Raw genomic sequence first — 13279 nt, 5'->3', positions numbered from 1 at the left:
AATTATAGTAAATGGAAATTACAAAAATTTGCTGCATAGGGGCTGGTTATGTTGGAGGTCCTACAATGGCCGTAATTGCACAAAAATGTCCACATATTCAAGTTACAGTTGTAGATTTGAATGAACAAAGAATTAAGGATTGGAATGATCCAAATACTGATAATATTCCTATTTATGAGCCGGGACTTGCAGAAATTGTTGCAGAAGCTAGAGGAAGAAATTTGTTTTTTTCAACAGAAGTAGAAAAAGCAATTGACGAAGCACAGATAATATTTATTTCAGTTAATACCCCAACCAAAACTTATGGAAAGGGAAAAGGTATGGCAGCTGATTTAAAATATATTGAGTTATGTGCCAGACAAATTGCAAAAGTTGCGAAACAAAATAAAATTGTAGTCGAAAAATCTACTTTACCAGTTCGAACTGCAGAAGCTATAAAAAGCATATTAGATAATACTGGTAACGGTGTACAGTTTCAAATTTTATCAAATCCTGAATTTTTAGCAGAAGGAACGGCAGTTACAGATCTATTAAACCCAGATCGAATTTTAATTGGAGGAGATACAACTCCAGAAGGAGAGATTGCGATTAATGCTCTTGTAAATGTTTATGCAAATTGGGTTAATAGAGACAAGATTTTAACAACAAATGTTTGGTCATCAGAATTGTCTAAATTAACAGCTAATGCATTTTTAGCACAGCGTATTTCGTCTATCAATGCAATGTCTGAATTATGTGAAAAAACTGGAGCAGATGTAAATGAAGTTGCAAAAGCAATTGGAATGGATAGCAGAATTGGACCGAAGTTTTTAAAAGCTTCTGTTGGTTTTGGAGGGTCTTGTTTTCAGAAAGATATCTTAAATCTAGTTTATATTGCTAAGACTTATGGTTTAAATGAAGTAGCAGATTATTGGGAGCAGGTTATAATTATGAACGATCATCAAAAAAGAAGATTTTCAAATAAAATTGTTCAGACTTTATATAATACTGTTGCCGATAAAAAAATTACTTTTTTAGGCTGGGCTTTCAAAAAAGATACAAACGATACACGCGAATCTGCGGCAATTTATGTAGCAGATGATTTAATAAACGAGCAAGCGAAGATTTCTGTATATGATCCAAAAGTATCCAGAAATAAAATGTTAAGTGATTTAGATTATTTAGAAACCAGAAGCGTTCAAGAAAATATTAATTCGTTAACCATATTTAATGATGCTTATGATGCTTGTAAAGATTCACATGCTATTGCCGTATTAACTGAATGGGATGAATTTACAACTTATGATTGGCAAAAAATTTATCAATCAATGCATAAGCCTGCATTTGTTTTTGATGGAAGAAATATACTAGATGCTAAAAAGTTAGAATCAATTGGTTTTGTTTATAAAGGAATAGGTTCTTAATGAGAGTGTGTTTTATTGAGATGAAATTTAATATGAAGTGAGAAAAAGAGGTTGGTTTAAGATTTATTTTCAATATAAATAGAAATTATGAATTGGTATGTGATTTATACAAAACCGAAATGGGAGAAAAAAGTAGCTGAAAGACTTATTCAGATGGGGATTGAATGCTATTGTCCTTTAATAACAAAAATAAAACAATGGTCAGATAGAAAGAAAAAAGTTGAAATGCCGCTTTTTAATTCTTATGTTTTTGTGCAATTGCCGGATAGTGAAAGAAATTCTGTTTTTGAAATAGCAGGTGTCGTGAGATATTTATTTTGGCTAGGAAAGCCGGCAGTGGTTCGTGATGAAGAAATTAATATAATAAAAAACAGCTTAAAAGCTCCGAATATTGCCGATGCTTCTGTTATTCCATTTCATGTTGGTGACAAAATTAAATTAGAATCAGGGGTTTTTAATAATCAAAATGCAATTGTTCAGGAAGTTTCAAATACACATTATATTTTAGTTCTTGAATCATTGGGATGTGTATTGAAAATTAAATATAAGTTAAATAAATCGTTTTAGTACGCAAAGATTTCCTTTGTTTTGTTATCTTTCTAAAATTATACAGAGAATAAAATTTCAGTTTATGAGTTTTATTCTCTGTTTTTATTTTGTAAATATTTTATTACATATTGATTATTAAGGTGTTAGTGTTTTAAATGTCTCTAATTCTATGTTTTACTAAGTATTACTAAAAACTGTAGTGAATAAATTGACTTTTATCTTATATTTGCCGAAAATAATTTTACGTAGTCTGATCTCATTTTTTGTGACTCGGAAAGGCGAAGCCGTGAATTTAAATGACTTGAAGCTTATGTAAAAGTAAGAATATATTTAGTATTAAATGTTTTTTTATTTTCTTAACCATGATGTTTGCAACATATTAATGAGGTTGAAGTTGAGTATTATATAGGTATGTTGTCACAGGATATTTATAAGTCAATCTAAATTCCATAATGGTTATGTCAGTAATACAGTTAATTTGATTGTATTGAAGGTAAAAATTGGAAGATCTTTCTGAAATAATTTTAATATGACTACGTTTAAATGACAGTAAATGGAGTTTTGCTTCGCATATTTATAAAGCTAGGATAAAAAAAATCAAGTAACCTAACTGGAGTTTTTAATTTTATGTATATCTATATATTAGAGACAATTAAATGATGCTAAAACATAAAAATAATATTTACAATATTTGACTCTTTAAACTAGTATCAAAGAAGCCAAAAGAATATAGAAATTAGATACTAAATTTGCCAGAAAAAAAATTGATGCTATAGTTTTGGAGTAACGTATGAGGAATTTTAAATTAATTTTTTTGAATTGCAAAGAAAGCAGTATATTATATGATTTAAAAGGTAGTCTAAAGATTGCTGGCCATAATGGCTGTAGTGTTTTTGAGCCTTTACTTAATTAAAAAAAAATGAAAAAAAGTAATTCGATTATACATGTAATTTTAACAGGTGGAGTAGGAAGTAGATTATGGCCTCTTTCTCGTAAAAGCCAGCCAAAGCAATATTTAGAAATTTTTGAAAACAAATCATTGTTTGAGATGACAGTTGAGCGTAATAGCCATCTTGCAGATAAGGTAATGGTAGTTGGAAATGTAGATAATCATCATTTGAGTGGGAAAGTGATGAATAAAACTAAGACTGTATATGTAAATATTGTTGAGGCTACTCCAAGAAATACTGCAGCAGCAATTGCTTTTGCGGCATTTGCTTCAAATCCAGAAGATATCTTAATTATAACGCCATCTGATCACATTATAGATAAGATTGATGCATACAATGATGCTATTCAAGCAGCAGTTTTTAAAGCACAGGATGGTTTTATAGTTACTTTTGGAATTATTCCAACTAAGCCAGAAACGGGTTATGGCTATATAGAATCAAAAGGAGATAAAGTATTATCGTTTAGAGAAAAACCAAATGAAACTACTGCAAAAGAATTTATAGCAAGAGGTAATTTTTTATGGAATAGTGGAATGTTTTGTTTTAAAGCTGGAGTCCTATTAGAAGAATTGAAACAATTTCAGCCTGACGTTTACGACAAATCTAAAGCTGTTTGGGAATCAAGTAAAGATGGTTTTCTAGATTTAGATTTATCGTTAGAAATTCCATCCATTAGCATTGATTATGCTGTTATGGAAAGGAGTAAAAAAATTAAAGTTGTTCCGGCTTCTTTTTCGTGGTCAGATTTAGGTTCTTTTGAATCTGTTTATGAATATTTGGTGTCAAAGGGACATCCAATAGATAAAAATGGCAATATGGTTATAGGTTGTGAAAATCATACAACTTTTTTAGGTTTAAGTAATACTATATTTGTTCATACTAATACAGCTAATTTAATTTTACAAAAAGAAAATTCACAAGATGTAAAAGATGTATATAATGAACTAGAAAAGCAAAATTCAGATTTATTAAATTAATTGAAGTTTAAATGAAAAAAATTCTTATAACTGGCGGTGCTGGCTTTATTGGTTCCCATGTAGTAAGGCGTTTTGTGAATAAATATCCAAATTATCAAATTTTTAATCTGGATGTTTTAACTTATGCAGGAAATCTTGAGAATATAAAAGATATTGAAAATAAATCAAATTATACTTTCGTGAAAGGTGATATCGTTGACGAAAGATTTATTAATGATCTTTTTTCAAAACATAATTTTGATGGGGTTTTACATTTAGCAGCAGAATCACATGTTGACCGTTCTATTGAAGATCCTTTAGCTTTTGTAAAAACAAATGTAATTGGAACCATGAATCTTTTAAATGCTGCAAAAAAACAATGGAAAAATAATTTTGATGGGAAAAGATTTTACCATATAAGTACTGATGAAGTATTCGGATCTCTAGGAGCTGAAGGTTTTTTTACAGAAACTACTGCATATGATCCAAATTCGCCTTATTCTGCTTCAAAAGCTAGTTCTGATCATTTTGTTAGAGCATATGGAGAAACATATGGGTTGCCATACGTTTTAACGAATTGCTCAAATAATTATGGATCGTATCATTTTCCAGAAAAACTAATTCCTCTTTTTATTAATAATATTATTAATAATAAACCTTTGCCAGTTTATGGTGATGGAAATTATACTCGTGACTGGTTATTTGTGGAAGATCATGCTATTGCAATAGATTTAGTTTTTCATAATGGTAAAAATCATGAGACTTACAATATTGGAGGTTTTAATGAATGGAAAAATATTGATTTGGTTAGATTATTATGCCAAATTATGGATAAAAAATTAGAAAGAATTGAAGGGACTTCTCAAAAATTAATTACTTACGTTAAAGACAGACCAGGGCATGACTTAAGATATGCAATCGATGCTACAAAAATTAATAAAGAGTTAGGCTGGAAGCCAACAGTTACTTTTGAAGAGGGATTAGAAAGAACAATCAATTGGTATCTAAATAACGAAAAATGGCTAGAAAGTGTTACTTCTGGGGCATATAAAGATTATTATAAAAAACAATATTCTTAAAATATTTGAATAGTTTAGGTTTAATTAAATTAATAATTAATTTATGAAAAAAATAAGATACGTTCTTACTTTAATTTTTATTATAGTCTCATTTAGTATAAATGCACAGAATATTTTTAAATCAAAAGATTTAAGTACTATAAATGTAGATAACTTATCCCAAGATGATATTGTTAAAATTGACGCACAATTAAAGAGTAACAATATGACTGTTGATCAAGCAGAACCAATGGCTATATCAAAAGGTATGAGCCAGAATGACTTTAATAAATTACGAACTAGGTTGAACAATTTGTCAAATGGATCCATAAATAATGCTAACAACACTAATCAAGAAGTTGAAAATAAAAATAAATTTGGAAGGAATCAAGAAAAAATCTCAAATAACAAAGTAAAAGATTCCCTAAATTCATTAATTTTTGGGTCTGAACTTTTTGATAACCCTACATTAAATTTTGAACCTGATTTAAAATTGGCAACCCCAATGAACTATATATTAGGACCTGGTGATGAATTGCAAGTAAGTATTTATGGAGTGCAAGAATATAATGCAAGTATTGCAGTAAATGTTGAAGGTAAAATTACGATTCAAAATGTAGGACAAATTGCTGTTTCAGGAATGTCAATTGAGGCTGCAACTCAAAAAATTAAATCAGCTATAGCAAGAGTTTATAGTACCGTTCAATCTGGACAATCTCAAGTTAGTATTAGTTTAGGCCAAATACGTACTATTAAGATAACAGTAGTTGGTGGTAAACAACCTGGGAATTATTCAATATCATCTTTAGCTACTGTATATAATGCTTTGCATTTGGCTGGAGGTCCTGGAAAAAATGGTAGTTATAGAAATATTGAATTAATTCGAAACAATAAAATTTACAAAAATATTGATATCTATAGATTTTTAGTTAAAGGTGATCAGTCTGATAATATTAGTTTAAAAGAAAATGATGTTATTCGAATTCCGGCATATAGTCATCGAGTTATTGTTGAAGGCGAAGTGAAGCGTCCAGGAATTTTTGAAATGAAAAACAACGAAACGTTTTCTGATTTATTAAATTTTGCTTCAGGTTTTAACGAGTTTGCTTATACAGCTGCTGTCAATGTTATACAAAAAACAGGGAAAGAGTTTAAAGTTCATGATATAAATGAAAATGATTTTAATACTTATATGCCACAATCAGGAGATGTATTTAGAGTTACTAAAATTCTGAATCGATTTGAAAATCGTATTAAAATTGAAGGTGCAGTTTTTAGACCTGATTATTATTCTTTCACAGAAGGAATGAGGATTTCAGATCTTATTGCGCGTGCTGAAGGGCTTAAAGAAGATGCATATACAAAAAGAGCCAGAATAATTCGTTTGAAACCAGATTTAACAACAGAAATTGTAAATATTGATTTGAGTACAGCATTAACGGGTAATCTAGATTCAGATATTGAATTAAAGAGAGAAGATATTATAACAGTTTACTCAGTTTTAGATTTTAAAGAGGACTATAAAGTAACTATCGATGGGGAGGTGAAGAACCCTGGTGTATATGATTATTTTGAAAATCTAACATTAAATGATTTAATAGTTCAGGTCGGTGGATTAACAGGTTCTGCATCTAAACGAGTTGAAATTGCAAGAATGGTTAAGTCTGATGCAATAAAAGATTCTGATTTAAATAGAATAGAATTACTTCAATTCGAAATGACCTCTGATAGTAATGAACAAGTCAATAATTTTATTATAAAACCTTTCGATGTTATTAATATTAGAAGATTGGCTGTATATGAAAAACCTCAAATGGTAACTGTTAGTGGAGCTGTTATATATCCCGGAAAATATGTTTTGGCGAATAAAAAAGAAACAGTTTATAATATTGTAACAAGAGCTGGTGGATTAACTTCGGTAGCAAACATCGAAGGGATGAAGATTAAAAGGCCTATTAAACAAGAACAAATAGATAAGATAAAAAGTATTGATTTAAATTTATCTCAAAATGATACTTTAAGCGAGAAATTGACAAAAAAATTGGAGGAGGATTTAAAGTTTTCTACAATTCCTGTTAATTGGGAAAAAATTGTTAAAGACAAGAATCACTTTTCCAATGTTACCTTATTTCCTGGAGATGAAATTATAATATCTACTTACAGTGAAGGAGTTAAAGTTACAGGAAATGTATTGCTTACATCTGAAATTCCTTACCAAAGAGGAAAGGGGTTTAAATATTATATTAATGCTGTTGGTGGTGTTGACAGTAAAGGCTGGAAGAAAAAAGCCTATATTATATATCCTAATGGTAATGCATCTGTTACAAAATCTTTTTTATTTTTTAGAACGTATCCAAAAGTTACACCAGATTCACAAATTGTTGTTCCAGAAAAACCAGAAACCAAAAAGATGTCAACAGGTGAATGGGTTGGAATTGGCAGTGTACTAACTAGTTTAGCCTTATTAATTGTTACAGCTTTTAAATAATTTTTTATGAATAATGTAATTGATGAAAGTGACGAGATTTCGTTAAAAGAATTAATAGAAAAAATAAAGGAAGGGTTCTTTTTTTTGTTATCAAAATGGAAAATTATACTGTTGGCTGGATTTATTGGGGGTTGTTTAGGGATTACTTACTCTATTTTAAAAAAACCTATTTACACAGCTACCCTTTCTTTTGCCTTAGAAGATGAAAAAACGGGAGGAGGATTAGGTAATGCATTAGGTTTGGCTACTTCACTAGGTTTGGATGTTGGTGGTGAAGGAGGGGGTATTTTTACAGGTCCAAACTTGACAGAGTTATTTAAGTCTCGCAATATGGTCGAACAAACGTTATTGAGTCCTGTTAAAGTTGATGGAAAATTAATTTCTTTGGCTGAGATGTATATTCAAAACAATAACTGGAGAAAAAAATGGGAAGATGATAATAAATTTAAGTCATTAGAATTTTTACCTAATGGAAAAAGAGTAGGTTTTACCAGAATACAAGATAGTATTTTAGGTAAAATTTATGAAAACCTATCTAAAGGAAGTTTAAATGTAGGTCAGAAAGATAAAAAAGTTGCGATTATTACTATAGACGTTTCTTCAAAAAACGAATTATTTGCTAAATACTTTTGCGAAGCATTAGCCAAACAAGTGGGAAATTTTTATGTTGTAACCAAAAGTAAAAAAGCAAGGTTAAATATGGATATACTTGAAAGGCAAACAGATTCTGTTAGAAGAGAGCTTAATAGCGCTATTACTGGAGTAGCTATTGCAAATGATAATACTTTTAATTTAAATCCAGCTTTAAATGTAAGAAGAACCCCGTCTGCCAGAAGACAGGTTGATGTTCAGGCAAATACCGCAATACTGACAGAATTAGTAAAACAAGCCGAATTAGCCAAAGTTGCCCTACGCAAAGAAACTCCTCTTATTCAGATAATTGATTCACCTATATTACCATTAGCAAAAGAACATTTAGGAATATTAAAAGGATTGATTTTAGGAGCTTTTATTGCATCTTTTTTGACTGCTGGTTTTTTATTATTAAAAAAAACTATAAATACAATTTAATGAAAATTTTAATAACAGGAGGAGCTGGGTTTATAGGCTCAAATTTATGTGAATATTTTTTAGCAAAAGGAAACCAAGTTATTTGCCTTGATAACTTTTCAACAGGACATAGACATAATATCGAGCCTTTTTTTGCTAATAATCAATTTACTTTAATTGAAGGAGATATTAGAAATCTTGAGGACTGTACAGCGGCAGTAGAAGGTGTTGATTATGTTCTGCATGAAGCAGCTTTAGGCTCTGTCCCACGATCTATAAATGATCCGATAACAACTAATGATGTAAATGTTAGTGGGTTTTTAAATATGTTAGTTGCTTCAAGAGATGCTAAGGTGAAACGTTTTATCTATGCTGCAAGTTCATCAACTTATGGAGATTCAGAATCATTACCAAAAGTTGAAGATAAGATTGGTAATCCGCTATCTCCATATGCAATTACTAAATATGTAAATGAATTATATGCTAACATTTTTAGTAATATATATGGATTGGAAACAATAGGGTTGAGATATTTTAATGTTTTTGGTCGACGTCAAGACCCAAATGGAGCATACGCAGCTGTAATTCCGAAATTTGTTATGCAATTTATGAATTATGAAAGTCCTTTGATTAATGGAGATGGTAACTATTCTAGAGATTTTACATATATAGATAATGTAATACAAATGAATGAAAGAGCCATTTTAACTCAAAATAGTGATGCTGTTAATACAGTTTATAATACTGCATTTGGAGATAGAACAACTTTAAATGAGTTAGTATATATGTTGCGTGATAAACTTTCAGAGTTTGATTCAAATATAAAAGATGTTGAAATTCTTTATGGGCCAAACCGTGCAGGTGATATTCCCCATTCTTTAGCAAGTATTGAGAAAGCAAAAAGATTATTGGAATATAACCCGGAATATTCAATGGAAAAAGGGGTTAAAGAAGCCGTTAATTGGTATTATAAAAATCTAAGAAAATAAACTAATAGTAAAATAGTTTCATTTACTAATTTAAAAGAATAATTACAAATATGAAAAAAATTGCCATTATTGGTTTAGGTTATGTGGGCTTACCACTAGCAAGATTATTTGCCACGAAATACCAAGTAATTGGATTTGATGTTAATAAGAAAAGAGTTGACAAACTAAATGCAGGTCATGATTCTACACTTGAAGTTTCTGATGATGTTTTGAAAGCCGTTTTAATAGACAATCCTAATAGTGAATTGGGTCTTTATTGTACTTATGATTTAGAAAATTTAAAAGAATGCAATATATTCATCGTAACTGTACCTACTCCAGTTGATAGAAATAACAGACCAGACTTGACCCCGCTTTATAAAGCAAGTGAAACGGTAGGTAAAGTTTTAAAAAAAGGGGATATTGTTATCTATGAATCTACTGTTTATCCTGGTGTTACAGAAGAAGAATGTGTTCCAGTATTGGAGAGAATTTCAGGGCTAATTTTCAATGAAGATTTTTTTGCGGGTTATTCACCAGAAAGAATCAATCCAGGAGATAAAGAACACACTGTTGAAAAAATCTTAAAAGTTACAGCAGGTTCTACTCCCGAAATAGGAATTGTAGTGGATAACTTATATAAAAGTGTAATTACAGCGGGTACACATCTAGCACCGACTATTAAAGTTGCCGAAGCGGCTAAAGTTATTGAGAATTCACAAAGAGATATCAATATTGCTTTTGTAAACGAATTAGCAAAAATATTTAACTTAATGAACATCAATACAAATGATGTATTGGAGGCAGCTGCAACAAAATGGAATTTTTTACATTTTAAACCTGGTCTAGTTGGGGGACATTGTATTGGTGTAGATCCTTATTATTTGGCACAGCGTGCACAGGAATTTGGGTATCATCCAGAAATTATTTTAGCAGGACGAAGATTAAATGATAGTATGGGAGAATATATTGCTTCTCAAATAATCAAATTTATGATTAAAAAAGGGATAGCTATCAAAGGGACAAATCTATTAATGCTGGGACTAACATTTAAGGAAAATTGTCCTGATATACGTAATACTAAAATTGTTGATGTGATAAGGGTTTTAGGTGAATACGGTATTGAAGTAGTTATATATGATCCTTTAGCAAATCCTTTAGAAGTTAAACATGAATATGATTTAGATGTCTATTCTGATATGCCAAATCAAAAATTTGATGCAATAGTTTTGGGGGTAGCACACAATGAATTTCTAAATTTAGATTTATCTAATTTTCAAAAAGAATTAAGTGTTATTTATGATGTGAAGAATTTTTTAAAATCTCATGTAGATGCTAAATTGTAAATATTTAAAAAGCAATTAATGAAGCCAGAAATTATTGATTTTCCTAAAATTCAAGATCCTAGAGGTAATCTTACATTTATGCAGTATTCTAGCCAAATTCCTTTTGAAATTCAAAGGACTTTCTGGACCTATGATGTTCCGGGAGGCGAAATAAGAGGGGGGCATGCATATCATCAGCAAGAAGAAATTTTAATTGCACTAAGCGGAAGTTTTGATGTTATAATTACAAAGGAAGACGGCACTACAGAAAAATTTTCCTTAAACAGAAGTTATTATGGGCTTTACTTGCCAGCAAAAACATGGAGACATATTGAAAATTTTTCTACAAATGCCCTTGCTTTGCATATTTCTAGTAAAAAGTATTTTAAGGAGGATTATATAAGAGATTTTGAAGATTTTAAAAATCTATTTAAATGATAAAACAAATAAGTGTTTTTGAATGTGATCTTTTGCATTTAAAACAAATAGGAGATCGTAGTGGGCATATTACTTCGATCAATAATAGCCTGGAGATACCTTTTGATATAAAACGAATTTTTTATCTATATGATATACCTGGAGGAGAATCTAGGGGGGCACATGCACATAAAGAATGCCACCAATTTTTAGTTGCTGCCAGTGGGAGTTTTGAGGTTTTATTAGATGATGGTGCAACAAAAAGGCAAGTTTTATTAAACAGACCTGATTTAGGTTTACATATACCACCAGGGATTTGGGCTTCTGAAATCAATTTCTCTAGCGGGTCTATATGCTTGGTGCTTGCTTCTCATGAATATAGTGAAGATGATTATCTAAGAGAGTATGACGATTATTTAAAATATATAGGAAATGTATAAAGTTCATCCATTAGCAGATGTTCAAACAAAGGATATTGGAGACAATACTACGGTGTGGCAGTTTTGCGTAATCTTAGGTAGTGCTTCAATTGGAAAAAACTGCAATATTAATTGTAATGTCTTTATCGAAAATGACGTTAAAATTGGAGATAATGTTACAATCAAGTCAGGTGTGCAAATTTGGGATGGAGTTTATATTGAGGATAATGTTTTTGTAGGTCCAAATGTAACGTTCACTAATGATCTGATACCCAGGTCTAAATCATATCCAATAGAGTTTTCTAAAACAATAATTGAAAAAGGAGCTTCAATTGGAGCAAATGCTACAATAGTGGCAGGGAATAACATAGGTTCGTATGCAATGATTGGTGCGGGTAGTGTAGTAACAAAATCAGTATTACCCTATCATCTTTTTTATGGTAACCCAGCAAAACATAAGGGATATATAACAGAAGAAGGTATCATTTTAGATTTAAACTTAAGAGATGCGGATGGAAATGTTTATGTTTTTTTTAAAGATAAATTATCTCTAAAAGAAAACCTTATTTAAGAGACTTAAAATAAAATATTATGATTAAATTTTTAGATTTACAAAAAATAAATCTTATACATCAACAAGAAATTGAAGAAAAATTAATTAATACTTTTCGCAGTGGATGGTATCTATTAGGAAGAGAAGTTAAAAATTTTGAAGAAAATCTTAAAAATTATATTGGCTCAAATCATGCTATAGGGGTAGCAAATGGGTTGGATGCTTTAAGATTAATTTTTAGAGCATATTTGGAGCTTGGGTTGATGAAAAAAGGAGATGAGGTTTTAGTTCCTGCTAATACGTACATAGCTTCCTTGTTGGCCTTATCAGATAATGGTTTAGTTCCAGTATTAGTTGAACCAAACTTAGATAATTATAATATTGATATTTCAAAAATAGAATCTAAGATTACTTCTAAAACTAAAGCGATTTTGATTGTACATCTATACGGGCAAATTGTTTTCTCTGAAGAGTTAAAAGAAATCGCAAAAAATAATAATTTAAAAATTGTAGAAGATAATGCACAAGCTATAGGGGCTTCATGGAATAAAATTAAAGCTGGGAATTTAGGTGATGCTGCGGGGTTTAGTTTTTATCCTGGGAAAAACCTTGGAGCTTTAGGAGATGCCGGTGCAGTTACCTGCAAAGATGATGACTTAGCCAAAGCAATTAGAGCAATTGCAAATTATGGGTCAAATTTAAAATACGTGAATATATATCAAGGATTAAATAGCAGATTAGATGAAATTCATGCTGCAGTATTGGATGTAAAATTGAAATACATAGATAACGAAAATCAAATTCGTAGAGAGATTGCGAACCGATATTTGAAAGAAATTAAAAATAATAAAGTAATTCTTCCAATAGAGCCTGTTGATAAAAAAGAACATGTATGGCATATTTTTGTAATTAGAACAAAAGAAAGAGATGCTCTGCAATCCTATTTACAAGAAAATGAAATACAAACTTTAATTCATTACCCTATCCCTCCTCATAAACAAGAGGCTTATAAAGACTTGAATCACTTAAGTTTACCTATTACTGAAGCTATTCATGAAGAAGTCCTTAGTTTGCCAATTAGTCCTGTGATGAGTGTAAATGAAGTTTCTAAAGTTATTGAGATCATTAATAAATTTATTTAGA

12 protein-coding genes are annotated in these 13279 nt (G+C 30.2%); all 12 read left to right on the top strand.

Annotated elements, in window-relative coordinates; genetic code table 11:
• Positions 1-11 precede the first annotated feature (11 nt).
• The 12 genes from FLAPXU55_RS20665 (at position 12) to FLAPXU55_RS20610 (ending at position 13278) form a co-directional block, all read left to right on the top strand.
• A complete protein-coding gene (locus FLAPXU55_RS20665; protein WP_180861017.1) occupies positions 12-1403 on the top strand; it encodes a UDP-glucose 6-dehydrogenase in 1392 nt (463 codons plus the stop codon).
• Between the two features lie 87 nt (positions 1404-1490).
• Positions 1491-1970: a UpxY family transcription antiterminator gene (locus FLAPXU55_RS20660; protein ID WP_180861014.1), complete on the top strand. Its 480-nt coding sequence runs from the start codon at positions 1491-1493 to the stop codon at positions 1968-1970.
• A gap of 901 nt (positions 1971-2871) precedes the next feature.
• Complete coding sequence (locus FLAPXU55_RS20655) at positions 2872-3879, top strand: mannose-1-phosphate guanylyltransferase (protein WP_180861011.1); 1008 nt, start codon at positions 2872-2874, stop codon at positions 3877-3879.
• A gap of 11 nt (positions 3880-3890) precedes the next feature.
• Positions 3891-4937: a dTDP-glucose 4,6-dehydratase gene (gene rfbB / locus FLAPXU55_RS20650; protein ID WP_180861008.1), complete on the top strand. Its 1047-nt coding sequence runs from the start codon at positions 3891-3893 to the stop codon at positions 4935-4937.
• A 43-nt stretch (positions 4938-4980) separates the two neighbouring features.
• Positions 4981-7404 carry an SLBB domain-containing protein gene (locus tag FLAPXU55_RS20645; protein ID WP_180861005.1) on the top strand — a complete coding sequence of 808 codons (2424 nt, stop codon included), beginning with the start codon at positions 4981-4983 and terminating at the stop codon, positions 7402-7404.
• A gap of 6 nt (positions 7405-7410) precedes the next feature.
• Positions 7411-8475, top strand: a complete 1065-nt coding sequence (locus FLAPXU55_RS20640; protein ID WP_180861002.1) for a lipopolysaccharide biosynthesis protein — start codon at positions 7411-7413, stop codon at positions 8473-8475.
• On the top strand, positions 8475-9443 hold the full coding sequence (locus FLAPXU55_RS20635) for an SDR family oxidoreductase (protein WP_180860999.1): 969 nt from the start codon (positions 8475-8477) through the stop codon (positions 9441-9443). The genes FLAPXU55_RS20640 and FLAPXU55_RS20635 overlap by 1 nt, the downstream gene beginning before the upstream one ends.
• Positions 9444-9493: 50 nt before the next feature.
• Positions 9494-10768: a nucleotide sugar dehydrogenase gene (locus FLAPXU55_RS20630; protein WP_180860996.1), complete on the top strand. Its 1275-nt coding sequence runs from the start codon at positions 9494-9496 to the stop codon at positions 10766-10768.
• Between the two features lie 18 nt (positions 10769-10786).
• On the top strand, positions 10787-11185 hold the full coding sequence (locus tag FLAPXU55_RS20625; protein ID WP_180860983.1) for a sugar 3,4-ketoisomerase: 399 nt from the start codon (positions 10787-10789) through the stop codon (positions 11183-11185).
• The gene (locus FLAPXU55_RS20620) at positions 11182-11604 is read left to right on the top strand and encodes a sugar 3,4-ketoisomerase (protein ID WP_073486661.1); all 423 of its coding nucleotides are present in this window, start codon (positions 11182-11184) and stop codon (positions 11602-11604) included. The genes FLAPXU55_RS20625 and FLAPXU55_RS20620 overlap by 4 nt, the downstream gene beginning before the upstream one ends.
• The gene (locus tag FLAPXU55_RS20615; protein WP_180860981.1) at positions 11597-12154 is read left to right on the top strand and encodes an acyltransferase; all 558 of its coding nucleotides are present in this window, start codon (positions 11597-11599) and stop codon (positions 12152-12154) included. The genes FLAPXU55_RS20620 and FLAPXU55_RS20615 overlap by 8 nt, the downstream gene beginning before the upstream one ends.
• 20 nt (positions 12155-12174) lie before the next feature.
• Positions 12175-13278, top strand: a complete 1104-nt coding sequence (locus FLAPXU55_RS20610; RefSeq protein WP_180860979.1) for a DegT/DnrJ/EryC1/StrS family aminotransferase — start codon at positions 12175-12177, stop codon at positions 13276-13278.
• The last annotated feature ends 1 nt before the right edge of the window (position 13279 follow it).

Source organism: Flavobacterium panici (genome assembly GCF_903819335.1).
Taxonomy (GTDB): domain Bacteria; phylum Bacteroidota; class Bacteroidia; order Flavobacteriales; family Flavobacteriaceae; genus Flavobacterium; species Flavobacterium panici.
This window is presented reverse-complemented; position numbering and strand designations above follow the sequence as displayed.

Excerpts from the sequence above, each read along its gene's own strand:
- FLAPXU55_RS20665 (WP_180861017.1), top strand. The coding sequence starts at position 12 with ATGGAAATTACAAAAATTTGCTGCATAGGGGCTGGTTATGTTGGAGGT.
- FLAPXU55_RS20660 (WP_180861014.1), top strand. The coding sequence starts at position 1,491 with ATGAATTGGTATGTGATTTATACAAAACCGAAATGGGAGAAAAAAGTA.
- FLAPXU55_RS20655 (WP_180861011.1), top strand. The coding sequence starts at position 2,872 with ATGAAAAAAAGTAATTCGATTATACATGTAATTTTAACAGGTGGAGTA.
- rfbB (WP_180861008.1), top strand. The coding sequence starts at position 3,891 with ATGAAAAAAATTCTTATAACTGGCGGTGCTGGCTTTATTGGTTCCCAT.
- FLAPXU55_RS20645 (WP_180861005.1), top strand. The coding sequence starts at position 4,981 with ATGAAAAAAATAAGATACGTTCTTACTTTAATTTTTATTATAGTCTCA.
- FLAPXU55_RS20640 (WP_180861002.1), top strand. The coding sequence starts at position 7,411 with ATGAATAATGTAATTGATGAAAGTGACGAGATTTCGTTAAAAGAATTA.
- FLAPXU55_RS20635 (WP_180860999.1), top strand. The coding sequence starts at position 8,475 with ATGAAAATTTTAATAACAGGAGGAGCTGGGTTTATAGGCTCAAATTTA.
- FLAPXU55_RS20630 (WP_180860996.1), top strand. The coding sequence starts at position 9,494 with ATGAAAAAAATTGCCATTATTGGTTTAGGTTATGTGGGCTTACCACTA.
- FLAPXU55_RS20625 (WP_180860983.1), top strand. The coding sequence starts at position 10,787 with ATGAAGCCAGAAATTATTGATTTTCCTAAAATTCAAGATCCTAGAGGT.
- FLAPXU55_RS20620 (WP_073486661.1), top strand. The coding sequence starts at position 11,182 with ATGATAAAACAAATAAGTGTTTTTGAATGTGATCTTTTGCATTTAAAA.
- FLAPXU55_RS20615 (WP_180860981.1), top strand. The coding sequence starts at position 11,597 with ATGTATAAAGTTCATCCATTAGCAGATGTTCAAACAAAGGATATTGGA.
- FLAPXU55_RS20610 (WP_180860979.1), top strand. The coding sequence starts at position 12,175 with ATGATTAAATTTTTAGATTTACAAAAAATAAATCTTATACATCAACAA.